We start from the raw sequence: 26,609 nt of genomic DNA on the forward strand, positions 1-26,609 counted from the left end.
CGATCGACATGTCCGGCCCGGCAGCCCCTTAGTTTGCGAGTGGCATTTTACGAATGACAAAGCCGATTTTGCCGTGAAGAAATCTCAGCTGGCGGCAGCCCGCGCATTACGTCCATGTCGGGGCCGCGGCCTTCACCGCGATTCTCGCTCTGGTGAGCGTCATGCGCCAGCATCTGGTTGGCGATGGCGAACCAGGCCTCCCCCGGGATCATGGTGCGCGCCAGCGGCAGCAGTTCGTGCTCTTCGCGGTCGAGGCGTTCGAGCAGCAGCTCGCAGCAGCGCTCGAGCGCCGCCAGGCAGCCGGGATCGCCCTCGATGGCGGCCGCCTGCGCCACCTTGCGCGCCTCGAGCGCCTGCCGGCCCAACCCATCCAACTCGGCCACCAGCCGGGCGGCGCCCTCGCCGCGGCGGCGCAGCGCCGGCAGCACGAACTTGTCGAGCTTGCGCCAGTGGCAGGCCTCGCACACCTGGCGCAGCGCTTCGCACGCCTGTTCGTACTGGCGCATGGCGGGCGGTTCGCCCCACCAGGCACAAGGTCGCCAGCGCTCGAGCAAGGCCTGCACCTCGATCCGCGCGCGTGCCTGCTCGACGGACAAGGCTACAAGCGTATAGGTTGATGTCAGCATGGTGTCTCCTCTCAATTTGCTCCTCCGAACGCACGTAGTCCACGCCAGGGGCGGTCGGGGATGCTTTATAGGGGTAGCCGGCTATTGTGTTTGGTATGTGCCGGCCGACAGGAACTTCGTAGTGTAGAGAGAAGAAGGTGGGCGGGTTTGACATTAATCAAACCCGATTTCACAATGCGAGCGAGGTCAGACGGGGTGAATTTCCTCTACAAAATACCCTTCCAACATGCTACCGCTGCATCGCGCTGCGGTGCGCCCATCCATTGTCCAGCAGGGCGGCGCCCAGCTGCGCTATAGTAAGCGCGCTTTTCCGATCCCGCCTACCGACCTTCTTCACCCTCACTCGTCAATTCCTCATGCGGCTGCTGCACACCTCCGACTGGCACCTCGGCCAGACCCTGCACAATCACGACCGGACCTACGAACACCAGTGCTTCCTCGACTGGCTGGCCGACACGCTGGCCGAGGAGCAGATCGACGTGCTCCTGATCGCGGGCGACATCTTCGACACCGCCAATCCGTCCTCGAACGCGCAGCGCCAGCTGTACCGCTTCCTGCAGCAGGCGCGCACACGCGTGCCGCACCTGCAAGTGGTGGTCATCGCCGGCAACCACGATTCGCCGGGCCGGCTGGAAGCGCCGACGCCGCTGCTGGAAGCCCATGGCACGATCGTGGTCGGCAACGTCCTGCGCCGCGGCGACGGCGAGATCGACCTGGAGCGCCTGCTGGTGCCGCTGCGCGACCGCGCCGGCAATACCGCGGCGTGGTGCCTGGCCGTGCCCTTCCTGCGCCCCGGCGACCTGCCGCGCCTGCGTGCCGCCGAAGGCAGTGAGCAGGCCGAAGACAGCGTGCGCGACCCTTATATGCACGGCACCGCCCTGCTCTATCGCCAGGCGCATGCGCTGGCGCGCGAACGGGCGGCCGAAGGCCAGGCCATCGTCGCCATGGGCCACTGCCATATGGCCAAGGGCCAGGCGTCCGAAGACTCCGAGCGCCGCATCGTGATCGGCGGCAGCGAGGCCCTGCCGGTCAGCATGTTCGACGCCGGCATCGCCTATGCGGCCCTGGGCCACCTGCACCTGGCCCAGCGCGTCGGCGGTCTCGAACACGTGCGCTATTGCGGCAGCCCGCTGCCGCTGTCGTTCTCCGAAGTCGCCTACCAGCACCAGGTGCTGCGCATCGATCTCGAGGGCGGCAAGGCCGCCGCCATCACGCCTCTGTATGTACCGCGTCCGGTCCAGCTGCTGCGCGTGCCGGCCGCGCCGGCGCCGCTGGAAGAGGCACTGGCGGCGCTGGAAACCCTGGAACTGGACGCGGATCTGCCGCAGCAGGCCTGGCCCTATCTCGAAGTGCGGGTGCTGCTGGACGGCCCCGAGCCGGGGCTGCGCGCCCGCATCGAAGCGGTCCTGGAGGGCAAGCCGGTGCGGCTGGCCAAGATCGAGCCGACCCGCAAGCTGGTCGCAGCAAGCGACGAGGCCGAAGCCCTGAGCCTGGACCAGCTGGCGCAACTGCAGCCGGACGACATCTTCCGCCGCCTGTGGCGACAAAAATATGGCGACGAGGCGCCGCCCGAGCAGATCGCGTCGTTCGCCGAACTGTTCCACGCCGTGGAAGGAGACGCGCCATGAAGATCCTCCGTATCAGCGGCAAGAACCTGGCCTCGCTGGCGGGCGAATTCACGGTCGACTTCGAATCCGGACCGCTGGCCACCACCGGCCTGTTCGCCATCAGCGGCCCGACCGGCGCGGGAAAAAGCACCCTGCTCGACGCCCTGTGCCTGGCGCTGTACGACGCCACCCCGCGCATGCAGAAGCGCGCCGGCAGCCAGTTGCCGGACGTCGGCGGCGACACCGTCTCGGCGCTCGACCCGCGCACCCTGCTGCGACGCGGCGCGGCCGAGGCCTGGGCCGAAGTCGACTTCGTCGGCAGCGACGACGGCCGCTACCGCGCGCGCTGGAGCGTGCGCCGTTCCTACGGCAAGCCGGGCGGCGCCCTGCAGCCAGCCAAGATGAGCCTGCACCGCCTGCCCGAACTCGCGCCGATCGGCGGCACCAAGACCGAGGTGGCGGCGGAGATCGTCCAGCGTATCGGCCTGTCGTTCGAGCAGTTTACGCGCGCCGTGCTGCTGGCCCAGAACGAGTTCTCTGCTTTCCTGAAAACCGACGAGAACGAGCGCGGCGAGCTGCTCGAGACCCTGACCGGCACCACGATCTACAGCGAGATCTCGCGCCGCGCCTTCGAGCGCTACAAGCTCGAACAGCAGCGCACCCAGGTGCTGCAGGCCAAGCTGGCCAATGTGGCGCCGCTGGCGCCGGAAGAACGCGCCCAGCTCGACCTCGAACGCAGCGCCGCCGACGCCGCGCGCGAAGCGCTCGACAGCCGCCACGCCCTGCTGGAACAGCAACTGCGCTGGCACCAGGAATTCGACAAGCTCGGGCGCGGCCAGGCCCAGGCCGAGGAAGCGCTGGCCGCCGCCAACGCCGAGCGTGGCGCGGCTGCCGAGCGCCGCCAGCGCCTGGCCACGCTGGAAGCGGTGCAGCCGGCGCGGCCGCTGGCGGTCGAAGTCCAGCGCCTGGAAGCCGAACGGCGCCAGGCCCATTCGTCGGTCGCGAAGCTGGAAGGTGAGCTGGCGGCGGCGCTCGAACTTCGCCGCACCGGCAGCGGCGAAGTCGATGCCGCCATCGCGCGCCTCGACGCGCTGGATGAGCAACTGCGCGCCGCCGGTCCGCAACTGGACCAGGCCAAGGCGCTCGATGCCGCACTCGAGACGCTTGCCCCCGGCCACGCCCAGGCAAAAGCCGCGCTGGAAGCGGCGCGCCAGCAGGCCCGCGAAGCGCGTGTCCAGCACGGGGCGAAGTCCGACGAACTCGCGCGCGCACGCGGCTTGCGCGACGCTGCGGCAGCGTGGCTGGCGGCCCAGTCCCGGCACGAAGCCGTGGCCACCGGCTGGCAGCAGTGGGAACGCCTGCTGCGCCAGGCCGGCCAGGCGCAAGCCTCCCTCGCCGCCGGCGCAACGGCGCTGGCGGAAACCCGCACGGCGGCCGACCAGGCGGCCGGACGCGATGCCCAGGCGGCCGGCGCGCTGGCGCAGGCCATCGAAGGTCTCGACACACTGGAGGCGAACCGGCGCGCGGCGATGGCGGCGCTGGGGGAATTCGACGCCGAGGCGATCGGCGCCGAACGCCAGCAGCTGGAAGGACGCCGCGAACGGCTGGCGGCGGCCGAACGCGCCTGGCTCGACCTGTCGGCGGCGCGCGAAACGCTGGCCGCACTCGCGCGTGAATCCGAGCGCGCCGCCACTGCGGCATCAGGCGCCGAACGCGCCCTGCAGGAGGCGCGCGCCGCGGCGCCGGCACTGGAAGCGGCGATGGCGCAGGCCGAACGGTCGCTGAGCGCCGCCGAACTGGCGTGCGCCGCCAATGTGGAGCAACTGCGCGCGAACCTGATCGACGACGATCCCTGCCCCGTGTGCGGCGCCCTTGATCACCCATACGCCCACCAGGATGCGACGCTCAAGGCGATGTTGACGGGCCTGCGGGCCGAAGTCGACGGTTGTCGCCTGCGCATGCGCGAGAATGGCGCACTGCAGGCGACCCACGGCGCCGCCCTCGCCGCCGCCCAGGAACGGCTGGAGGCGCTCACGCGGGACCGCACGGCGCTGGATCTGCGCATCGCCGGCCTGGGCCAGGCCTGGGATGCCGATCCACTGGCGGCCGAGGCGCCAGGCGAACCGGAACGCGTCGACTGGTTCGGCGCCCAGCGTGGCGCCGCGCGCGACGCCCTCGATGCGCTGGCGCGGCGCGAGCAAGCCTGGCGCGCCGCCGCCAGCGCGCGCGATGCGGCCCAGCGCGACGTCGACGGCGCGCAATCGGTGCTGGCCAAATTACGCCAGAATGCCGAGGCCGAGCGCGACACAGCGGCCCGCCTGCAGAACGAACTGAAGGCATTGGACGCCGGCCAGCAGGCGGCGGCCACGCAACTGGATGCCCTGCTGGCCGAGCTCGATCCTGCCATGGCAGCCGCCCACGGCGACGGCTGGCAGACGGCGTGGCGTCGCGATCCAGACGGCTGGACCCAGGCCCGTGCGATGGAAGCCGCCGGGTGGCGCGAGCAGACCGAGGCCCAGGCCCGCGGCGCCGCCGCGATCGCCCCCCTGGAAGTCGAAGCGGGCGCGCTCCAGGCGCGCATCGCCGAGATCGACGCGGCGGGCGTCAGGCTGGCCGCGGAATTCGAGCGCATCGACGGCGAGTCGAGCGCGAAACGCGCGGCGCGCGCCGCCTTGTGGCAAGGCCGCGCGGTGGGCGAGATCGAACGCGAACTCTCCGCCGCCGTGAGCGGCGCGCGCGAGCAGGTCGCGGCGCGCCAGCAGGCCGCCAATGAAGCGGCGCAGGCCGAGACCCGGGCCCGCACCGCGCAGGCCCAGCTGCTCGAGCGCATCGCGGAACTCGACGGGGCTGGCGCCACGGCCAGCGCGCGACTCGCCGACTGGCTGGAAGACTACCGGCGCCAGGCCGACGGGCTGGACGAAATCCACGACACCGACGAACTGGCGCGCCTGCTGCAGGTCGGCGCCGCCTGGCTGGCGCAGGAGCGCAGCGCCCTGAACGCCATCGAGACCGGGATCGCCAATGCCACCGCGATCCTGGCCGAACGGCGCGCCCAGCGCGCGGCGCATCTCGAGTCAGCACCGCCGGAGGGCCAGTCGTTCGAGGCGGTAAAGGCCACCTACGACGCGCTGGTGGTCGAACGCCAGGCATCGATCGAAGCGGCGACCGCGCTGCGCCTGCGCGCGATGCAGGACGACGAGCGGCGCCGCCAGGCGGAATCGAGCCTGGCCGAGATCGAGCGCCAGCAGGCGCTCGAGCAGCGCTGGGGCAAGCTGTCGGAGCTGATCGGCTCCAGCGACGGCAAGAAGTTCCGCAACTACGCCCAGCAATTCACGCTGGACGTGCTGCTCGGCTATGCCAATGAACACCTGAAGCAGCTGGCCCGGCGCTATCGCCTGGAGCGCGTCAGCTACCAGGGCATGCCGTCACTGGCGCTGATGGTGCGCGACCAGGACATGGGCGGCGAAGTGCGTTCGGTGAACTCGCTGTCGGGAGGCGAATCGTTCCTGGTGTCGCTGGCGCTGGCACTGGGCCTGGCCTCGCTGTCGTCGAACCGGGTGCGGGTCGAATCGCTGTTCATCGACGAAGGCTTCGGCAGCCTCGACAGCGAAACGCTGGGGGTGGCGATGGACGCCCTGGACGCGCTGCAGTCGATGGGCCGCAAGGTCGGCGTGATCTCGCACGTGCAGGAGATGACCGAGCGGATCGCGACCAAGGTGCTGGTGCGGCCCGCCGGTGGAGGCAGCAGCGCGGTGGTGGTGGAGTAAAGCGGAACAACGACCGTATTGTTGGCCTGAAAACGTCGTCCCCGCGAAGGCGGGGACCCAAGTATCACGCAGACCACTAATGCAAATCGTAGTGGCGACGCGAGCAAACTTGGGTCCCCGCCTGCGCGGGGACGACGTTTCTGAGCTGACGATTAAGCTAACTCGCCTGGCCGGCTTAGTGATTATGCCGCGGCATATCATGCCCCACACCGCGATACGGCAAGGCAAGCTCCATGCACGCGCCCTTGTGCAGCTGGCCCACCGAGGCGCGGTAGATCTCTTGCCACGGGGTCTGGCTGGCGGGGATCGCCGGCGGTGTGTCCTGGCGGCGCGCGTCCATTTCTTCATCCGACAGCAGCACGTCGCAGCGGCCGTGGTTCAGGTCCACGCGCACCACGTCGCCCGTGCGCAGCAGCGACAGGTTGCCACCGGCCGCGCTCTCGGGCGAGGCGTTCAGGATCGACGGGCTGTCCGAGGTGCCCGACTGGCGGCCGTCGCCCAGGGTCGGCAGGTTGCTGATGCCTTGCTTGATCAGGTGATCGGGCGGCTGCATATTGACCACCTCGGCCGAACCGGGCCAGCCGACCGGACCCGCGCCGCGGATCACCAGCATCGTGTACTCGTCGATGCCCAGGCTCGGATCGTTGATGCGGTGGTGATAGTCGTCGGAGCCGTCGAACACGACCACCTTGCACTCGAAGCAGTTCTCGTGCCCCGGATTGGCCAGGTAGCGTGCGCGGAAAGCCGGCGAGATCACGCTGGTCTTCATGATCGCGAAGTCGAACAGATTACCCTTCAGGACCAGGAAGCCTGCTGTATCTTTCAGCGGCTCGGCGAACGGCTTGATCATCTCGCGGTCGTCGGTCTCGCGGTCATAGATGTTCTCGGCGATGGTCTTGCCGGTGACGGTGAGGCGCTGCGAGCGCAGCTTGCCCGCCTGCTCCAGCTCCCACATCACGGCCGGCACGCCGCCGGCGCGGTGGAAGCGCTCGCCCAGGTATTTGCCGGCCGGCTGCATGTTCAGCAGCAGCGGCACGTCGTAGCCGTATTCCATCCAATCCTCGGGCGTGATCTCCACGCCCGCATGGCGCGCCATGGCCACGATGTGCGGCTGGGCGTTGCTCGATCCGCCGATCGCGGCGTTGACCACGATCGCATCCAGGAAGGCGTCGCGCGTCAGGATCTGCGAGGGGCGCACGTCGTCCTTGGCCAGTTCGACGATGCGGCGGCCGGTCTCATAGGCCATCTGGCCGCGCTCGCGGTAAGGCGCGGGGATCGCCGAGCAACCGGTGAGCGACATGCCCAGGGCCTCGGCCACCGCGTTCATCGTCGAGGCGGTGCCCATGGTGTTGCAGTGACCGGCCGACGGCGCCGAGGCGGTGGCGATGTCGACGAACTTCTTCTCGTCGATGGCGCCGGCCGCCAGCTGGCGGCGTGCCTTCCAGATCGCGGCGCCGGAGCCGACAAGTTCTCCTTCGAACCAGCCGTCGAGCATCGGGCCGCCCGACAGCACGATGGCGGGAATGTCGACCGTGGCCGCGGCCATCAGCTGGGCCGGCACGGTCTTGTCGCAGCCGGTGGTGAGCACCACGGCGTCGATCGGATAACCGTGCAGGATCTCGACCAGGCCGAGATAGGCCAGGTTGCGGTCCAGCGCCGCGGTCGGACGGCGGCAGTTCTCGAAGATCGGATGCAGCGGGAATTCCATCGGAATGCCGCCGGCGTCGCGGATGCCGTCGCGCACGCGCTTGACGGTCTCCAGGTGGATGCGGTTGCACGGCGTGATGTCGCTGCCGCTCTGGGCGATGCCGATGATCGGCTTACCGCAGCGCAGCTCCTCGGGCGTGATCCCGTAGTTCATGAAGCGCTCGAGGTAGAGCGCGGTCATGTCGATGCGCTCGGGATTGTCGAACCAGTCCTGGGAGCGGTAGCGACGCTTGGCGTTATTGTTGACGTTGTTGCTCATGAGTCAATTATTCTATGGTTGATCCTGCAGCCGCAGCGCATGCTGCGGCAGTCCCGGCACGTCGGCACGGAAAGTGAACAGCCCGCCCGCGAGCGGCTGCGCCTCGAGCTGGGCAGCGGACAGGCCCTTGCGCGCCGTCGTAGCATACACGGTGCGCAGGTCGTCGCCGCCGAAGGCCAGCTTGGTGATGTTCGCGCACGGGAAGCGCACTTCGCCCAGCTTGCGGCCCTGCGGGTCGAAGCGGTCGATGCGCCAGCCGCCGAAGGTGGCCACCCACAGGCAGCCTTCGGCGTCGACCGCCATCCCGTCCGGATAACCGCCGTCCGCCAGCTCGGCGAACAGGCGCTTGCGCGCGACCAGGCCGTCCTGGCCCAGGTCGAAGGCAAAGATGCGTTTGGCCAGCGTATCGGTGTGGTACAAGGTGCGGCCGTCGGGGCTGATGGCCGGGCCGTTGGTGATCACGTAACCGTCGTCCACACGGCTCGCCGCGCGGCCGTCGAAACGGTACAGGGCGCCGGTGGCCTGGTCCTCGGCATCGTCCATCGAACCGAACCACAGGCGTCCCGCGGCGTCGACGTGGCCGTCGTTGAAGCGGTTGCCCGGCTGGTCGGCCTCGACCTTCAGCAAGGGCGAGAATTCGCCGGTGGTTTCATGGAAGCGGTAAAGGCCATCCTCCAGTGAGCAGACGAAACCGCCGCCCGCGACCGGCACCACGAAGCTCACCTGCCCCGGCGCATCCCAGCTGCGCTTGTTGCCATTGTCGGCGTCATAGCAATGCAGGCGCCGGCCCTTGATGTCGACGAACCAGACCTGGCGCGCACCGGCATGCCACAGCGCGCCTTCGCCAAGCGTGGCGCCGATGTCCCACAGGCAATGCGGCACGGTGGTGACGGTGCGCGTGTTCATGCGCCGTACCAGCCCGCATCGACGAAGTATTCGCGGCCGCTGCAGCGGCGCGCATTGTTCGAGGCCAGGAACAGCGACAGCGCCGCCACGTCCTGCATTTCCACGCGCTCCTGCAGGCACTGGCCGTTCAGGATGCGCGCTTCCTCGTGCGGCGTATGCCACAGCGCTTCCTGGCGCGGGGTGCGCACCGCGCCGGGAATCACCGCCACGGCGCGGATGCCGTGCGGTCCGAGTTCGCGCGCCATGGCGCGCGTCATGCCCTCGACGCCGGCCTTGGCCGTCATGTACAGGGCCAGCTCGGTGTGCGGCAGGTGCCACGAGATCGAGCCGAAGTTCTGGATCACGCCATGGCCCTGCTCGCGCATGCCGGGAATGACGGCCTGGGAACAGAAGAACTGGTGGCGCAGGTTGACGTTCATCCGGCTTTCCCAGTAGGCCGGGGTGACGTCGCCGATGTGGTGACGATCGTCGTTGGCCGCGTTATTGAGCAGGATGTCGACGGCGCCGGCTTCCTGCACGATACCGTCGAAGGTGCGCTTGAGCGCATCGAGGTCGGTCAGGTCGCAGTGGATGAAGCGCGGCGCGTGGATCGCGCCGTTCAGCGACTCGGCCAGGGCGCGTCCCGCGCCCTCGGCGATGTCGAGGAACCAGACCCGGGCGCCCTGGCCGACGAAGGCGGTGACCAGCTCGGCGCCGATGCCGCTGCCGCCGCCGGTGATGACGACGCGCTTGCCGTTCAGGTCCGGATAACTTGCGTATTCAAAGGCTGGGGTTTTAAAGCCCGGTTGATTGTTGTCAGACATGGGGTTTTTCGTATTTGAGAGCTGTTTTATTCCTGGACCAGCAGGCCGCGCTGCGCCAGATTGGCGTACAGCGCGCGCACGCCGAAGGTCCAGGGCGTGATCGCGTCGCTGCGTTGCACGGTGTTGACCAGGGTGCCGAGCGATGGGGTCGAGATGCCGACCTTGTCGCCCAGGTGGTGGGTGAAGCCGCCGCCCTCGGCGTCGCGGTCCTTGATCGGCGAGAACATCGTGCCGAGGAACAGCATGAAGCCGTCCGGGTACTGGTGATGCGCGCCGCAGGTCTGCGCCACCAGGTCGAGCGGATCGCGGCTGATCTCGCGCATGCGGCTGCTGCCTTCGAGGATGAATCCGTCGTCGACGCCTTCGATCAGCATGTTCACCTCGCACTCGCGCAGGGTGTCGAGCGAATACGTATCGTCGAACAGGCGGATGAAGGGGCCGATGGCGCAGGAGCCGTTATTGTCCTTGGCCTTGCCCAGCAACAGGGCGCTGCGGCCTTCGATGTCGCGCAGGTTGACGTCGTTGCCCAGGGTGGCGCCGACGATCTCGGCGCGGCTGTTCACCGCCAGCACGATCTCGGGTTCCGGATTGTTCCAGTGCGAGGTCGGATGCAGGCCGATGTCGGCGCCGTGGCCGACCGACGACATCGGCTGCGACTTGGTGAAGACTTCGGCATCAGGGCCGATGCCCACTTCCATGTACTGCGACCACAGGCCGCGCGCCGACAGCTCGGTCTTCAGGCGCGCCGAGGCCTCGGAACCCGGGACGATGTCCGACAGGTCGGTGCCGATCGTCGCCTGCAGCTGCTCGCGCAGGGCCACCGCGCGCGACGGGTCGCCCTTGGCCTGCTCTTCGATCACGCGTTCCAGCAGGCTGACGGCGAAAGTCACGCCAGCGGCCTTGATCGCCTGCAGGTCGCACGGCGCCAGCAGGCGGATGCCGTTGGCGCCGGCCTCGCCGCGCAGCGCGGCGTCCATCAGCGCGCGCACCTCGCCCAGGTCTTCGCCCTCGGCGCTGCCCGCGATGGCCAGCAGGTCGGAGCGTTCGAACAGGTCGGCCACGGTCGGCGCATGGCGGGTGATGTCGACCAGGCGGCCGCCGCGCACGGCGACCACGGCTGGACCTTCGTTGGCGCCGGTGCGCCAGACCCGGCCGACCAGCAGCGCGCGGTCGAGGTCATCGGGAAGCGGATTGGCTTGGGTAGTAGTCATGATTCCTCTATTGATGATGCCGCCCCTTGGGCGGCAGTATCGGTATGTGACGGAGCATCGGCGGACATGATTCTAACATTAATGTTAACGCAATCATTGGCCGACATCGGTTTTGACGCCTGAGGTCCCTGCCCCGCGCTCGCCGGTGTACGGCAAGCGCGGGTGGGGAGTCAAGCTACCTCAGTGTCAGAACTTGCCGCGCAGGCCCAGCTGGAAGGTACGGCCCGGGTCGTAGAAGCCGAACTGCGCGTTCTCGAACTGGAAGTAGGAGTCCCGCTTGGCCTTGTTGATGTTGACGACATCGAAGGTGATGGTCGGCCAGTTCTCACGATCGAACACCTGCTCCAGATCCACGCTCGACGAGAAGTCGGCCTGCTTGTAGGCACGACCATACAGGGCAGCCGCTGCGATACCGTTCTGGCCGCCGTTGGCCGCCTGGCTGCCTTCGCGGTAGGTGTGCGAGAAACGGGCCATGAAGCCATGGTTCTCGTAGTAGACGCCGAAGTTGTTGCTCTTGCGCGGCACGTTCAGCGCCACGAAGCCGTTGGTGCCTTCGCCGCTGGCCGACTGGTTGATCAGGGTCGCGGTTTCACTGAAGCCGAAGCCCTTGATCGGCAAGAACCTGTCGAGCGGCTGGACCCAGCCGATTTCCAGGCCGCGGATGCGCAGGATGCCGCCGGCATTACGTTCCTGGCTCATCACCACGGTCGCCGCGCCCGGACCGCCGCGCGCGTCGATCGCCGCCTGCTGGTTCGGAATCAGGTTGGCATAGGTGACGCCATACTGCTCCAGCGCGCTGAACGGCAACGAACGATTCTCGATCACGGTGAAGCCCTTGAGCTTCTTCTGGAACACGGTCAGGCTCACATAGCCTTCGCCGCCGGTGTACCAGTCGACGCCGAAGTCCAGGTTCTTCGAGATGTAGGGCATCAGTTCGGGGCTGCCGATCGTGCCGACGTCGGCCGACACCGAGCTGAAGTTGATGCCAGGACGCAGCGAGTTCGGATTGGCGCGGGTCATGCTCTTCGATGCCGCGGCGCGCACGATGACGTTGCTGGCGACCGTCAGGGCGGCGGTACCGGACGGCAGCGTGTTGTTGTAGGTGTTGTTCACATACTGCCACTCGGTCGCGTTCGGATACTTGGAACCGTTGGCCGTGAGCGTTGCGTTGCGCGGGTCGCTGAACGAATTGAGCGAACCGACCTCCTGCTTGGTGCGCACATACCGCACGCCGGCGTTGTACCGGAACGGCATATTGGCGAGCAAGGTCGAGCCATTGATCTCGGTATAGAAGCCCGAGGTCTTCTCACGCATATAACCCGCGCTCGCCCCGGTCGACGAACTGGTCGAATCCGGCGCCGTCGAGTTGTAGTAGTCGTAGTTCGAATCCTTCCTGAAACGGTCCCAGTCGACCACCAGGCGGCCGTATTCGCCGGGCACCAGGTAGCTTGCCAGCTTGTCGGCCGGGATCAGCGAACCCTGGTAGACCAGTTGGTCGGTGCGTCCCGCGGTGTAGCCGCTGCCGAAGCCGGGATACAGCGCCGCTGCGCTCGCGCCAGGCGTGTTGGCGCCATCGCAGGTCGGAGCGCCGTTGGGCCCCAGCAGGAACACGCTTGGATTGTTGCCGCACACCGCGGCCTGCCAGGCGGCCGAGTTGTCCTGGCCGCGGATGCGGCGGTCGATGTCGTCATAGGCATAGCCGAGCTTCAGGTTCAGCTTGTTGTCGCCCCAGGTCAGGTCGGTATGGAAGCCCTTGGTGCTGGTTTCGCGCAGCTCGTTCTGGATATTGACGCGGCCGCCTGCCCATACGTATTGCGACGGGTCGTTCAGGTCCTTGTTGAAGGTAATGCTCGGCACGCCGCCGTTGGTGGCGTCGTAGGTCGCCACGAGGCCGCTGCCGGCCGGCGTGATGGGCATGACCGTTGGCGCTTCATGGGTGAATTCCGACTTCGTCGCGTTGGCCTGCGCCTCGAGCTTCAGGGTCGGGGCGATCTGCCACGTCATCCCCGGATTGATGCCCTTGAGCGTGGTCTTGTCGCGACGCGGTCCGTATTCGATAAAGGAACGCGCGTTGGCAAAGGTGCCGCCCGTCGCCGTGCAACCGGCGTTGCAGTCGGGGCGGTCCACGGTCATGTTGAGCGGGATGGCGAACTCGTTGCGCATTGCCCAGGTGTAGCCGATGCGCTGCATGTCGTCGTCTTTTTCGCTGTACAGCGTGTCGACGTAGAAGTGCAGGTTCTCGGTGGGACGGTATTCGGCGCTGACGATGGCCGACGCCTTGTCGCGGTCGCCGTAGTACTCCATGTAGCGGCCGAGGCGAGGCACCAGCGCGTTGTCGATCGCGGTGATGCTCGTGCCCGGGTTGTTGGCCTCCAGGAAGCCCTGGTTGATCGGCGTGCCGGGAACGAGGCCCGCGCCCGCGCCGACCGGCACGGTGCCGGGAATCGTCCAGTTGCCGCCGCCGGTATTGTTACGCGACGGCAGGCCATTCTGCGCAGCCGACAGGTTGGCATTGGTCAGGCCGACCGTCTCGTAGCCGGTGGTGCGTGCTTTCTGGCGGTTGACGTACACGCCGCCGAGGATACCGAACTTGTCGCCCCAGGTCTTGCTGGCCAGGAGCGAGCCGCGTGCGCCGACGTCGTTGGCGATTTCCTGCTTCTGCGCGGTCGCGCTGTAGACGACGTAGGTGCCTTCCTTGTCGAACGGGCGCGCGCTGCGCAGGTTGACCACGCCGGCGGCGCCACCCTCGAGCTGCGAGGCGTTCGGGCTCTTGCTGACGGTCAGCTTGGTGAACAGTTCGGTCGGCAGCAGGTCGAGGTCGATCTCGCGGTTGGTGCTGGCGCCGTCGATCGGTCCGGACGACGCCACGGCGATCTGCGCATTGTTCAACAGGACTTTGGTGAAGCTCGAGCCCAGGCCGCGAATCTGGACGTTCATGCCCTCGCCCGTCACGTCGCGCGAAATCTGGACACCTGGAATGCGGCTGAGCGATTCCGCGATGTTCTTGTCCGGGAATTTACCCATGTCTTCCGAACTGATGGTGTCCTGGAAGCCGACGGCTTCCTTCTTGTCACGCGCGGACGCCAGAAGACTGCCGCGGTAGCCGGTCACTTTCACGACGTTGACGTTGGCCTGCGCATTGGCGTCGGGGGTGGTGGTGGCGGTGGTGTCCTGCGCATATGCCTGGTGAACCAGACCAGCCATGACGGTCAGGCCAAGCGCCCATTGGCGCCGGCGCGCTGCACCCTGCTGCTGAGAATTACGAGTCATTCAATGTCTCCTGATGGTTTTTTCTACTTCTAATTTACTGCTGAGTAAGCAACCGTCTACGGTTGTCTGGTCGGTGGGTAAGACTGCCCGATGCGGCAAACAGGGCGTTCTTCCCGGCGCGCTCTAGCGGCAGGTCGCGTTGTTCGAACCGACTGGATGCGCGGGGCGCGGGGTGGGCGATGCCGACCACGCGACTGGAATGGATGGGTGAAGGGTGCGGCTGCCAGACGGCATGGCCGGACGTACTGCGACGTCTCGTTGTTGCATGCTTATCTCCTCGTTATTTTTTTACTTCAAGCACATGTTACGAACATCTCTATTAACACGAATGTTATCGCAACCATCCCAGTCTACTGGTCAAAAATAATGATTGTCAACAAAATATTCCGAACGTGGCTAAAGCGCGAATGTTATGCATACCAAGCGCTCCTGACGCGTCGCCGGCCGAACCGCCATCGGGCGCCTTCTTGCCATGATCCGTGCAACAAAACGCTTTCAAATCGAAAAGGTTCGCGCTAACATTCCCGGAGCCGGATGATACAAAACAAACATTCCGGATCAAAAAACATGGAGACAACCTCATGCATCGACTCTTCGGGCGGCTCTGGGCCGCGTTTCTTTTCGGCATGCTGCTCTGCATCCCGACCCATGCCGCCGCAGAGGATGGTTACCAGCTCTGGTTGCGCTATCAACCCCTCCCCACAGCCCAGCGCGCGCAACTGCCGGACTCGATCCTGGTGCTCGGCGCCGACAGCCCCACCAAGGGCGCTGCACGCGCCGAACTGCAACGCGCCCTGCAGGGAATGCTGGGCAAGGCGCCAGGCGTCGTCGACAAAGCGCGCCTTGATACCATCGTGCTGGCGCGCGGCGCCGACTTGCCGGCCGGCCTGGATGCCGCGTCCGCCGTACGCGATCAATTGAAAAAGCTTGGCGACGAGGGCTATCTGGTACGGCGCGCGAAACTGAATGGCGTCGCCGTCACCCTGGTGGCCGCCAATACCGATGCCGGCCTGCTGTATGGCAGCTTCGCCTGGCTGCGCGAGCTGCAGCTCCCATCGGGCAAAGGCGCAGACAAGATCGCGCTGTCCTCCAGCCCCACCCTGCCGCTGCGCGTGCTGAACCACTGGGACAATCTCGATCGCAGCGTCGAGCGCGGCTATGCCGGCGAGTCGATCTGGAACTGGTGGGAACTCCCCCACATCATCGATCCGCGCTATACCGACTATGCGCGCGCCAATGCCTCGCTGGGCATCAACGGCACCGTGTTGAACAATGTGAACTCCAAGGCCGAGGTGCTCGGCGCGCCCTTCATCGCCAAGGCCGCCGCAATCGCCGACGTGCTGCGTCCCTACGGCATCCGCGTCTACCTGTCGGTGCGCTGGTCGACCCCGCTCGAGATGAAGCAGACGAAGACGGCCGATCCGCTCGACCCGGAAGTGGCCGCCTGGTGGAAGAACAAGGCCGACGAGATCTACCGCACCATCCCCGATTTCGGCGGATTCCTGGTCAAGGCCAATTCCGAAGGCCAGCCAGGTCCGCAGGACTATCGCCGCAACCACGCCGACGGCGCCAATATGCTGGCGCGCGCCGTGGCCCCGCACAAGGGCATCGTGATGTGGCGCGCCTTCGTGTACGCCTCGCCCGAGGAATCGAAGGCGGGCAAGGCGCACGACCGCGCGGTCGAGGGCTACGACCAGTTCATCCCGCTGGATGGCAAGTTCGATAACAACGTGCTGGTGCAGGTGAAGAACGGCGCGATCGACTTCCAGCCGCGCGAGCCGGCCCACCCGATATTCGGCGCGATGCCGAAGACGCCGCTGATCATGGAATTCCAGATCACCAAGGAATACCTGGGCTTCGCCACCCACCTGGCCTATCTCGGCCCCATGTTCCAGGAAACCCTGGACTTCGATACCCGCATCGGAGGACGCAAGCTGACCGTGGCCGACACCATCCAGGGCAAGCAGGGCCGCGTCGGCGGCATCGCGGGGGTGGCCAATATCGGCAGCAGCCGCAGCTGGAGCGGTTCGATCTTCGACCAGTCCAACTGGTATATGTATGGCCGCATGGCCTGGGACCAGGGCCTGGACAGCCGCGTCATCGCACGCGAATGGGCGGCCCAGACCTTCAGCCCGGACGCGCGCCTGCTGGACCCGGTCGTGAACATGATGATGCGTTCGCGCGAAGCCGTGGTCGACTACATGACGCCGCTCGGCCTGAACCACGTGATGGGCAGCAGCCACCACCATGGTCCGGCGCCCTGGGTCGACAACCTGGAACGCGCCGACTGGAATCCGATCTATTACCACCGCGCTGGCCGCGACGGCATCGGCTTCGACCGCACCGCGAAGGGCAGCAATGCCGTGGCCCAGTATGCACCCGAGGTGGCGCGCCGCTTCGCCGATCCCAAGACCACCCCGCCCGAGCTACTGCTCTGGTTCCATCGCCTGCCGTGGGATTACCGCATGGCGTCCGGCCGCACCCTGTGGGAAGAACTGGTCGTGCGCTACGACCACGGCGTGACCGAAGCCGCCGCGATGCAGGCCGAGTGGCAGCGTATGAAGCCCTTCGTCGACGCCCAGCGTTTCGCGGATACCGCCCAGCGCCTGGCCCAGCAGCACGTCGAAGCGCAATGGTGGCGCGACGCCAGCCTCGCCTATTTCCAGGAAGTGTCCGGGCTGCCCCTGCCGGCCGGCGTGCGCAAGCCTGCGCAATCGCTCGAACACTACAAGTCGATCCGCTTCCCGTATGCCCCGGGGATTTGAGCGACTCGCCCTGTTTGCCTGAATGACTTCTGGAGATGCATAGATGAACCCGATTCAACGCGCCGCCACCCCGACCATCGTGGAGATGCAGGTGATCCCGGTCGCGGGCCGCGACAGCATGCTGCTCAACCTGTGCGGCGCCCATGCGCCCTACTTCACCCGCATCCTGGTGCTGTTGAAAGACAGCGCCGGCCGCACCGGCATGGGCGAGGTGCCCGGCTCGAACGGCATCCTGCTGGCCCTGCAAAAGCTGGTGCCACTGGTACAAGGCACCGAGATCGGCCACCACCGCCGTACCCTGAACCGCCTGCGCGCCGCCATCTCGGGCGTCAGCCACCAGGTCACGTCCAGCGCCGAAGCGGCGGTGATGAAGCAGCCGCACGAGATCAACCTGCGTCTCGAGAACGTGGTGACGGCGGTCGAGGCGGCCCTGCTCGACCTGCTCGGCCAGTTCATGGGCGTGCCGCTGTGCGAGCTGCTGGGCGACGGCCAGCAGCGCAGCCACGTGCCGATGCTGGCCTATCTGTTCTATATCGGCGACCGTGGCCACACCGACCTCGGTTACGATATTGATGCCGGCCGCGACGGCTGGTACCGGGTTCGCAACCAGGAAGCACTCACTGCCGAATCGATCGGGGACATGGCCGCAGCGGCGGTCGAGCAATATGGCTTCAAGGACTTCAAGCTCAAGGGCGGGGTGATGCGCGCCGAAGAAGAGATGGAAGCCGTCGCCGCGATCAAGCGCCGCTTCCCCGACGCCGGCGTGACGCTCGACCCGAACGGCGCCTGGTCGCTGCGCGAGGCGATCGACGCCTGCCGCGGCCAGGGCCACCTGCTGGCCTATGCCGAAGACCCGTGCGGCCCCGAGGGTGGTTATTCGGGCCGCGAGATCATGGCCGAATTCAAGCGCGCCACGGGCATTCGCACCGCCACCAATATGGTCGCCACCGACTGGCGCCAGATGGCCCATTCGCACCTGCTGGGCGCGGTGGACATCCCGCTGGCCGATCCGCATTTCTGGACCATGCAGGGTTCGGTGCGCCTGGCGCAGCTATGCCACGACTGGGGCCTGACCTGGGGCTCGCACTCGAACAACCACTTCGACGTGTCGCTGGCGATGTTCACCCATTGCGCGGCTGCCGCGCCGGGAACGATCACGGCGATCGACACCCACTGGATCTGGCAGGAAGGCCGCGAACGGCTGACGACCGAGCCGTTGCAGATCGTCGGCGGCCAGGTTGCGGTGCCGGAGCGTCCGGGCCTGGGTATCGAGCCCGACATGGACCAGATCAACGCGGCGCATGAACTGTACAAGAAGGTGGCCGGCGGCGCCCGTGACGACGCGATGGCGATGCGCTACCTGGTGCCTGACTTCGTCTACGATCCGAAGCGCCCCAGCATGGTGAAGCCATGAAGGCGGCGCCGATGAAGGATGCCCGATGATCGCGGCAGTGCTGGGCCGGGTCCGGGGCGGCACCGTCCGCGGCCTGCGCTGGTGGATGATCAGCCTGATCATGCTGGGCGCGGTGGTCAACTACCTGACCCGCAGCTCGCTGGCCGTCGCGGCCCCTACGCTCCTGACCGAGCTGAATATCACGACCCAGGAATACGCATACATCACCGCGGCCTTCCAGGGCGCGATCATGCTGCAGCCGCTGTGCGGCTACGTGCTGGACGTGATCGGCCTCAAATATGGTTTCGCGATCTTCGCCACCGCCTGGTCGCTGATCTGCATGGCGCACGGCATGGCCACCAACTGGCAGACCCTGGCCATCCTGCGCGGCCTGCTCGGCCTGGCCGAAGGGTCGGCCAACCCGGCCGGGATGAAGGCGGTGTCCGAATGGTTCCCGGCCAAGGAACGCGGCCTGGCGGGCGGCGTCTTCAATATCGGCGCCTCGTTCGGCTCGATGCTGGCCCCGCCGCTGGTGGTGTGGGCCATCCTGCACTACAACTGGCAATCGGCCTTCGTGATCACCGGCGCGCTGGGCCTGGTGTGGGTATGCGCCTGGCTGCTGCTGTACGACGCGCCGAAGCGCCACCGCCGCCTGTCAAAAGACGAGGCCGAGTACATCGCCGCCGGGCAGGAAGATCACCTCGCCGGCGACGGCAGCAAGCCGTCCATCGTCAGCATCCTTAGAAAACGCAATTTCTGGGGCATCGCCCTGCCGCGCTTCCTGGCCGATCCGGCCTGGGGCACGCTGGCGTTCTGGGTGCCGCTGTACCTGACCACGGTGCGCGGCTTCGAGCTCAAGGACATCGCCATGTTCGCCTGGCTGCCTTTCCTGGCGGCCGACCTGGGCTGCATGTTCGGTCCGGTGGTGGTGCTGGCCCTGCAAAAGCGCGGCGTACGCCTGATCAACGCCCGGCGCGGCGCGTTCACGCTCGGCGCCATCATGATGATGGGCGTGGCCTTCGTCGGCTACGTCGACAATGCCTACGCCGCGATCGCCCTGCTCAGCCTTGCCGGCTTTGCCCACCAGACGCTGTCGGTCACCGTCATCACCATGTCGTCCGACCTGTTCCGGCGCAACGAGGTGGCCACCGTGGCCGGCATGTGCGGCACCTTCGGTAACTTGGGCCTGCTCATCTTCTCGCTGCTGATCGGCACCCTGTTGGCCAGCGTCGGCTACACGCCCTTCTTCGTCAGCCTGGCGGTGCTCGACCTGATCGCGGCGGTGCTGCTGTGGACCCTGGTGCGTGAGCCTGTACCTGAGCCGGCGCAACCTCTCTCGATACAAAAGACATGATCCACAACCCGATCCTGCGCGGATTCAATCCCGACCCGTCCATCGTGCGGGTCGGCGACGACTACTACATCGCCACCTCCACCTTCGAATGGTATCCGGGGGTGCAGATCCACCATTCGCGCGACCTGGTGAACTGGCGCCTGGCCGGCCGGCCGCTCAATCGCGCCAGCCAGCTCGACATGCGCGGCGCGCCCGATTCCTGCGGCGTGTGGGCCCCGTGCCTGACGTATGCCGACGGCCTGTTCTGGCTGATCTACACCGACGTCAAGCGTTACGGCCGCACCTCGACCGGCGGCGCCGGCGGCAGCGCCTCGCTGCGCGATTTCCACAACTACCTGGTCACCAGCCCGAGCATCGACGGGCCGTGGTCGGATCCGGTGCACATGAACAGCAGCGGCTTCGATCCGTCGCTGTTCCACGACGACGACGGGCGCAAGTACTTCCTGAACCAGCTGTGGGATCACCGCCCTGGCGGCAAGCGCTTCGCCGGCATCGTGCTGCAAGAGTATTCGGTCGAGGAGCGGCGCCTGGTCGGCAGCCGCAGCAATATCTTCGCCGGGACCGAACACGGATTGACCGAAGCGCCGCACCTGTACCGCCGCAACGGTTATTACTACCTGCTCACCGCAGAAGGGGGCACCGGATGGAACCATGGCGTGACCATGGCGCGTTCGCGCGAGCTGCTCGGACCCTATGAGCTGCACCCGGACGTGAACGTCCTCACCACGCGCGCGCGGCCCGACGCCGCGCTGCAGCGCGCCGGGCACGCCGACCTGGTCGACACGCCCGATGGCCGCACGTATATGGTCTACCTGTGCGGCCGGCCGCTGCGCAACCGCGGCACCTGCACCCTGGGGCGCGAGACCGCGATCCAGGAAGTGGTGTGGGGAGAGGACGGCTGGCTGCGCACGCTCGACGGCGAAGGCATGCCGCAGCTGGAGGTGCCGGCGCCCGGCCTGCCCGAACACCGTTTCGACGCCGCGCCCGCGCGGGCCGAATTCGACTCGCCGCAGTTGCCGATCGATTTCCAGTGGCTGCGCACGCCGTATCCCGAAGAGCTGTTCAGCCTCACGGAACGCCCCGGCCACCTGCGCCTGTTCGGGCGCGAGAGCCTGGGCAGCACCTTCCGCCAGGCGCTGGTGGCGCGGCGCCAGCAGGCGCACTGCTTCAGCGCGTCGACGTCGGTCGAATTCGAGCCGGAACACTTCCAGCAGCAGGCGGGCCTGGTCTGCTACTACGGCGCCGCCAAGTTCCACTACCTGTACATCACGCACGACGACGACACCGGCAAGCACCTGCGCGTGATGAGCAGCCTGCCCAACCACCTGCAGGCGGATGCCTTTACCGCGCCGATCGCCCTGCCCGCTGGCGTGCCGGTGCAACTGCGGGTGGAGGTGGACGAGGAACGCCTTGTGTTCGGCTATCGCGTGGGCGACGATCCCTGGCAGTGGCTGCCGCAGCAGTTCGACGCCAGCATCCTGTCGGACGAGGCCAGCGCGCCCGGCCAGCCCAATTTCACGGGCGCCTTCGTCGGCATGGCCTGCCAGGACATGGCCGGCACCGCGCTGCCCGCCGACTTCGATTATTTCGAGTACCGCGAACGGCCCTACCTCAGCCGGCTGTAGGCGCAGTTGTCGAACTGCTGCAGCGGCACCGCCGCTGCCAGCGCGGCATAACCCGCATGCGACGGATGCAGGCCGTCGCCGCTGTCGTGGGCCTTGGCGAGATAGGACGGCCGCGACGGATCGCGCAATACCGCGTCGAAATCCAGCACGCCGTCGAAGGCCTTCTCACTCCGTACCCAATCGTTGACCGCCTGGCGCAGCGCTTCATTGTGCTGCGCCGGCGCGTAGTAGCCGCTGCCCATGAACGGCGTGATGGTCGCGCCGATCACACAGATCCCTTTTGAATGGGCGCGCGCGATCATCTGCAAATGGGCTTGTTTCAAGTCCTCCAGCATCGCCTCGATCGCCTGCGGCGTGTCTTCCTTCGAACGGCGCAGCACGCCGATGTCGTTGACGCCGATGAAGACGACCGCATGACTCACGCCATTGCGCGCCAGGACATCGCGCTCGAAGCGCGTGATGAGGCTCGGGCCAAGGCCCTCCCGCAGCAGGCGGCCGCCGCCGATGCCGGCATTGATCACGGCCAGCTGCCGCTTGCCGTCCTGGGCGATGCGCTGCACCAGGTGATCAGTCCAGCGGTTGTTGGCGTCCGTGGTGGCGCCGTAGCCGTCGGTGATCGAATCGCCGATCACGACCACGGCCCGCGCGAGCGGCGCCGCGCTGACTTCGATGTCGGCCAACTGGTGCCAGCGCGTGACGGTCTTCGCGTCCGGGAGACTCGCGGCCATGGTCTGGCGGCCCGGGGCCAGGTAAGTCGTGGTGCGCGCGCCGGCGTGGCCGGTCTGCTGGCCCGCCGCATTCGCCAGGTGCATGGTGACCGCGACATCGAGGCCGCTGGCCGCCGCCAAATCGACCGGATCGCTGACGTATTCGGCGCCCGCCGGTATGCGCACCGCGCTGCTGCCATTGAAGCGAAGAGGCTGGAGCGAGCCCGCCACGACCTCGGATGAACCGGGCCGCACCGCGCGCGCGATGCTGGCCTCGTTCACGACCAGCATATCGCTGCCATAGGCATTGCTGATCCGGACCCGGACCTGGCTGCCGCCAAGCGACAGGCGCACGACCTGGCGCACGGTGCCGTCCTTCCACAACTCGGCCGGCATGGCTTCGGCCTGGCCGTACGACATCTGGGACGTGCCCCAACTGGCGACCCAGTGGCGCGCGCCGCTATCGTTGGCAGACGGTGGGAATGCGCAGGCGCCCAGGCCTAACGCGGCCAGGACGGCAATGGCCAGGCGGCCTCGACGTAAAGTAATCAAGATGGTCTCCGGTGATGGCATGGCCTGCGGGAGGCAGGACTACCAAATCTGTAACGCCAATGATAGCCCAACCAAACCGGACGTAAACGAAAGTTTCAGGCGAAGATGCGCACCGGCGGCCGGATCCGCGGCGCCGCGTCGGACTGGCGCCGCACCAGTGTGAACTCGGTCCTGATGTGCTCGGGAGCGGCCGGCAAGCCGTTGCGCTCGGCCGTCACGCGCTGGACGATGCATTCGATCGCCGCCTCGGCCATGTCCATGGTCGGCTGGCGCACGGTGGTGAGCGCCGGCCAGATCGTGGTCGACAGCGCGGTGTCGTCGAAGCCGACCACCGTGATATCGCCCGGCACGTCGAGCCCCAGGCGATGCGCCACGGCGACCGTGGCGGCCGCCATGTCGTCGTTGCTGGCGAAGATCGCCGTCGGCCGGTCGGACAGCGCCAGCAGGATCTCGGAAGCATCGAGCCCGGAACGGTAGTTGAACATCCCCTGCGTTACCAGCTCGGCCGCGGGGTCGGCCCCGAATGTCTTGATCGCGGCCTGGTATCCTTCCAGCCTCGCCGCGCTGGCCGACTGGTAGGGATGGCCGCTGATGAAGCCGATCCGCTGGTGGCCCAGCTCGATCAGGTGACGCGTCATCTCATAGGCGGCCTGGCGGTCGTCGATACCGATCGCGCTGGCCCGCGCATCGGGCTGGCCGCAGGCGATCAGGGCCAGAGGAATGCCGGCGTCGACGATGCGCGCCACGATCTCGGCATTGTCGACCAGCGGCGGCGGCAGGATGATGCCATCCATGTGGTTGTCGATCAGGCGCTGGGTCTGTTCGACGATCTGCTCGCCGTCGGCGCACTTCTCGACCAGCAGCTGGACGTTGTTCAGGCTGACCTTGTTCAGCAATCCCAGCAAGACCTCGGTGAGATAGGCGCCGCTGCGTACGCTGGGCATGCTGTACAGGAAACCGATGCGGATCGGGCGCGAGCCGGCCAGCAGGCGCGCCTCGGGGTTCGGCGCGTAGTTCAGGGCCGCCGCGGCGGCCGTCACCTTCTTGCGCGTGCTCGCGCGCACGGTCGACTTGCCGTTCATGACGCGCGAGACGGTCATCGGCGACACCCCGGCGAGCTTGGCCACGTCGGCCATGTTCGGGCCGCGCTTGGCCTCCGCTGGGGTAGTGAGTCCGATATTGGAAGTAGGCATGCGGGGCGACCTCTGACAGAACGATAGTAACGCGATGGTAACGCGATGGTAACGCGATGTTAGCGCGAACTTTAATGATTTAATTCTAACACGCAGCACCGTACTTACATCCATCTCGAGGCTTATAACTGCTATGCGGATTGACAATAAAGCGGTTGACGGCAGCATGGCATCTCATCCACAATCGAAAACAATGATTGCGCTAACTTTTTATTGGTCAAGCGTGATACATGCGTAACCCGGCCTACTCGCGACAGCCCGCTGGCGCTCGAAGGTTTGATGGTTGCAATTGCTTTTCAACACATAGATTGACAAGACAATGACTACAATTATTAAAGCGCAGCCGACGCTGGAGACAACTGAAAAAATCGGCTATGCACTGGGCGACCTGGCCGCCAACCTGATCTTCCAGACCCTGCTCACCTTCCTCGCTTTCTTCTACACCGACGTCTATCAGATCTCACCGAACGCCGCCGCCAGCATCATCTTCATCGGCGGCCTGGTCGGCGCCTGTTTCAATCCGCTGATGGGCATCATCGCCGACCGCACCTCGACCCGCTGGGGCAAGTTCCGCCCCTGGATCCTGTGGACCTCGGTGCCATTCGGCCTGGTGGCGATCCTGGCCTTCAGCACGCCCGACCTGGGCGAGCGCGGCAAGTACATCTACGCGATGCTGACCTACATCCTGCTGATGCTGGTGTACTCGGCCAACAACCTGCCCTACTCGGCCCTGAGCGGCGTACTCACCGGCAGCATGGCCGACCGCAACAGCCTGTCGTCGTACCGCTTCGTCGCGGTGCTGATCGCGCAACTGGTGATCCAGGTGCTGCTGCTGCCGCTGGTGCTGATCCTGGGCGGCGGCGACAAGGTGGCCGGCTTCCAGACCGTGATGATGTTCTTCGCGGTGGCCGGCACCATCTGCTTCCTGATCACCTTCTTCACCACCCGCGAACGCATCGTCCCCACCCAGAGCCAGCGCTCGAGCATCAAGCAGGACGTGGCCGACCTGATGCGCAACCGCCCCTGGGTGGTGATGCTGGTGCTGACCATCCTGGTGTTCATCACGTTGTCGCTCAAGGGCGGCATGTACATCTTCTACTTCCGTAACTTCCTGGAAGAGGCGGCGCTGGCGGCCTTCCTGAGCGACGTCGGCTTCCTGACCTTCATCGACGGCCTGAACACCCTGCTCACCGGGATGGGCCTGACGCAGTTCCACTGGCCGGAAGACGCCGCCACCTCGGGCTTTTCCCTGTTCAACGCGGTGGGGATCATCCTGATGATCGTCGGGATCGGTTTCTCCAAGCCGCTGGCCGACCGCTTCGGCAAGCGCGACGTGTTCGGCGCCGCCCTGCTGCTGGCGGCCGTGTTTCGCCTCAGCTACTACTGGATCGGCCCGAGCTCGATCGGCCTGGTGTTCGGCGCCCAGATCCTGTACGGCTTCTTCTATGGCATCACGATCCCGCTGCTGTGGGCGATGATCGCCGACGTCGCCGACTACTCGGAATGGAAGAACAACCGCCGCGCCACCGCCCTGCTGTTCTCGGCCATGATCTTCGGTCTCAAGGCGGGCCTGTCCATCGGCGGCGCGCTGGTGGCTGCCCTGCTGTCGGCCTATGGCTACGATGCCGCCCTGGCCGTGCAGTCGGGCCAGGTCGCCGATGGCGTGCGCCTGTCGGTCAGCGTGTATGCCGCCATCCCCTTCCTGCTGGCCGTGTGCTGCCTGGCGGCGTACGACATCCGCAAGAACACCGAGCTGCAGATCGAGCGCGAACTCGGCGAACGCCGCGCACTCGCCGCCCAGCAATGATTGTTAATTGAACCCGAACCAGACGATACCCATGCCTGAAAATATCGACAAAGACCGCGTGCAAGCACTGAAAGAGCGCGCCATCTCCCAGCCCCTGCTCGAGCACATCTATATCGCCGATCCGTCCGCCCACGTGTTCGACGGCCGCATCTACATCTATCCTTCGCACGATATCGAGGCCGGCGTGCCCTTCAACGACGACGGCGCCCATTTCGCCATGGAGGACTATCACGTCGTCTCGATGGACCACCCGGGCGCCGAAGCGGTCGACCACGGCGTGGCCCTGCACGTGCGCGACGTGCCGTGGGCAGCGCGCCAGATGTGGGCGCCCGACTGCGCACGCAAGGACGACAAGTACTACCTGTATTTCCCGGCCAAGCGCCCGGACGGCATCTTCCAGGTCGGCGTCGCGGTCAGCGATACGCCCACCGGCCCGTTCACCGCGCAACCGCAGCCGATCGCCGGCAGCTATTCGATCGACCCCGCCGTGTTTAGCGACGACGATGGCGAGTTCTATCTCTATTTCGGCGGCATCTGGGGCGGCCAGTTGCAGAAGTACCGCGACAACCTCTACAGCCCCGACCATGAAGAACCGGCGGCGCACGAGACGGCGCTGCAGCCGCGCGTGGCGCGCCTGCGCGGCGACATGCTGGAGCTCTGCGAAGAACCGCGCGCCGTGCGTATCCTCGACGCCGACGGCAAGGAGCTGCTGGCCGGCGACCATGACCGCCGCTTCTTCGAGGCGCCGTGGCTGCACAAGCACGACGGCAAATACTACTTCTCGTACTCGACCGGCGACACCCACCTGCTGTGCTATGCGACCGGCGACAGCCCTTACGGCCCGTTCACCTACCAGGGCCAGATCATGACCCCGGTGATCGGCTGGACCACGCACCACTCGATCTGCGAGTTCGAAGGCCGCTCGTATCTCTTCTACCATGACAGCAGCCTGTCGGGCGGCGTCACCCACCTGCGCTCGGTGAAGGTGACCGAGCTGCATTATGACGACGACGGCAAGATCGTCACCATCTCGCCATATCGCCAGGACTGAGACCTG

General features: G+C 66.6%; 16 protein-coding genes. 8 read left to right on the plus strand and 8 right to left on the minus strand.

What is annotated here, in order from left to right:
• Nucleotides 1-47 precede the first annotated feature (47 nt).
• Nucleotides 48-626: a hemerythrin domain-containing protein gene (locus SOM61_RS16730; protein ID WP_320475123.1), complete on the minus strand. Its 579-nt coding sequence runs from the start codon at nucleotides 624-626 to the stop codon at nucleotides 48-50.
• A gap of 356 nt (nucleotides 627-982) precedes the next feature.
• Between SOM61_RS16730 and SOM61_RS16735 the strand changes: the two genes are divergently transcribed.
• Both SOM61_RS16735 and SOM61_RS16740 read left to right on the plus strand, forming a co-directional pair.
• Entirely contained in the window at nucleotides 983-2,254 is a 1,272-nt protein-coding gene (locus SOM61_RS16735) for an exonuclease SbcCD subunit D C-terminal domain-containing protein (RefSeq protein ID WP_320475124.1), read from the plus strand.
• The gene (locus SOM61_RS16740; RefSeq protein WP_320475125.1) at nucleotides 2,251-6,000 is read left to right on the plus strand and encodes an AAA family ATPase; all 3,750 of its coding nucleotides are present in this window, start codon (nucleotides 2,251-2,253) and stop codon (nucleotides 5,998-6,000) included. The genes SOM61_RS16735 and SOM61_RS16740 overlap by 4 nt, the downstream gene beginning before the upstream one ends.
• 175 nt (nucleotides 6,001-6,175) lie before the next feature.
• Here SOM61_RS16740 and SOM61_RS16745 read toward each other — a convergent pair whose 3' ends face one another.
• The 5 genes from SOM61_RS16745 to SOM61_RS16765 form a co-directional block, all read right to left on the minus strand.
• A complete protein-coding gene (locus tag SOM61_RS16745) occupies nucleotides 6,176-7,966 on the minus strand; it encodes an IlvD/Edd family dehydratase (RefSeq protein WP_320475126.1) in 1,791 nt (596 codons plus the stop codon).
• A gap of 12 nt (nucleotides 7,967-7,978) precedes the next feature.
• Nucleotides 7,979-8,872, minus strand: a complete 894-nt coding sequence (locus SOM61_RS16750; protein WP_320475127.1) for an SMP-30/gluconolactonase/LRE family protein — start codon at nucleotides 8,870-8,872, stop codon at nucleotides 7,979-7,981.
• Nucleotides 8,869-9,675 carry a D-xylose 1-dehydrogenase gene (gene xylB / locus SOM61_RS16755; RefSeq protein ID WP_320475128.1) on the minus strand — a complete coding sequence of 269 codons (807 nt, stop codon included), beginning with the start codon at nucleotides 9,673-9,675 and terminating at the stop codon, nucleotides 8,869-8,871. The genes SOM61_RS16750 and xylB overlap by 4 nt, the downstream gene beginning before the upstream one ends.
• A 26-nt stretch (nucleotides 9,676-9,701) precedes the next feature.
• The gene (locus tag SOM61_RS16760) at nucleotides 9,702-10,886 is read right to left on the minus strand and encodes a fumarylacetoacetate hydrolase family protein (RefSeq protein WP_414675015.1); all 1,185 of its coding nucleotides are present in this window, start codon (nucleotides 10,884-10,886) and stop codon (nucleotides 9,702-9,704) included.
• Between the two features lie 186 nt (nucleotides 10,887-11,072).
• Entirely contained in the window at nucleotides 11,073-14,156 is a 3,084-nt protein-coding gene (locus SOM61_RS16765) for a TonB-dependent receptor (protein WP_320475129.1), read from the minus strand.
• Between the two features lie 581 nt (nucleotides 14,157-14,737).
• On the opposite strand from SOM61_RS16765, the gene SOM61_RS16770 reads away from it, so the two are divergent.
• From SOM61_RS16770 to SOM61_RS16785, 4 genes are read left to right on the plus strand one after another with little or no spacing between them, the layout of a single operon-like run.
• Nucleotides 14,738-16,921, plus strand: coding sequence for an alpha-glucuronidase family glycosyl hydrolase (locus SOM61_RS16770; RefSeq protein ID WP_320475130.1), 2,184 nt, complete (start codon nucleotides 14,738-14,740; stop codon nucleotides 16,919-16,921).
• Between the two features lie 43 nt (nucleotides 16,922-16,964).
• Nucleotides 16,965-18,335 carry an enolase C-terminal domain-like protein gene (locus tag SOM61_RS16775; RefSeq protein ID WP_320475131.1) on the plus strand — a complete coding sequence of 457 codons (1,371 nt, stop codon included), beginning with the start codon at nucleotides 16,965-16,967 and terminating at the stop codon, nucleotides 18,333-18,335.
• 25 nt (nucleotides 18,336-18,360) lie between these two features.
• Nucleotides 18,361-19,668 carry an MFS transporter gene (locus SOM61_RS16780; RefSeq protein ID WP_320475132.1) on the plus strand — a complete coding sequence of 436 codons (1,308 nt, stop codon included), beginning with the start codon at nucleotides 18,361-18,363 and terminating at the stop codon, nucleotides 19,666-19,668.
• Complete coding sequence (locus SOM61_RS16785; RefSeq protein ID WP_320475133.1) at nucleotides 19,665-21,293, plus strand: glycoside hydrolase family 43 protein; 1,629 nt, start codon at nucleotides 19,665-19,667, stop codon at nucleotides 21,291-21,293. Before SOM61_RS16780 ends, SOM61_RS16785 begins: the two co-directional genes overlap by 4 nt.
• Here the strand turns inward: SOM61_RS16785 and SOM61_RS16790 are convergent.
• Together SOM61_RS16790 and SOM61_RS16795 are read right to left on the minus strand one after the other, a co-directional pair.
• Complete coding sequence (locus tag SOM61_RS16790; protein WP_320475134.1) at nucleotides 21,275-22,552, minus strand: SGNH/GDSL hydrolase family protein; 1,278 nt, start codon at nucleotides 22,550-22,552, stop codon at nucleotides 21,275-21,277. The genes SOM61_RS16785 and SOM61_RS16790 overlap by 19 nt on opposite strands.
• Nucleotides 22,553-22,647: 95 nt before the next feature.
• Nucleotides 22,648-23,745, minus strand: coding sequence for a LacI family DNA-binding transcriptional regulator (locus tag SOM61_RS16795; RefSeq protein WP_320475135.1), 1,098 nt, complete (start codon nucleotides 23,743-23,745; stop codon nucleotides 22,648-22,650).
• Nucleotides 23,746-24,064: 319 nt separating this feature from the next.
• On the opposite strand from SOM61_RS16795, the gene SOM61_RS16800 reads away from it, so the two are divergent.
• On the plus strand, nucleotides 24,065-25,552 hold the full coding sequence (locus SOM61_RS16800) for an MFS transporter (RefSeq protein ID WP_320475136.1): 1,488 nt from the start codon (nucleotides 24,065-24,067) through the stop codon (nucleotides 25,550-25,552).
• 31 nt (nucleotides 25,553-25,583) lie between these two features.
• Nucleotides 25,584-26,603 (plus strand): glycoside hydrolase family 43 protein, encoded by a 1,020-nt coding sequence (locus tag SOM61_RS16805; RefSeq protein WP_320475137.1) that lies wholly within the window; start codon nucleotides 25,584-25,586, stop codon nucleotides 26,601-26,603.
• Nucleotides 26,604-26,609 lie beyond the last annotated feature (6 nt).

This window comes from Massilia sp. CFBP9012 (genome assembly GCF_034045115.1).
Lineage (GTDB): Bacteria > Pseudomonadota > Gammaproteobacteria > Burkholderiales > Burkholderiaceae_D > Telluria.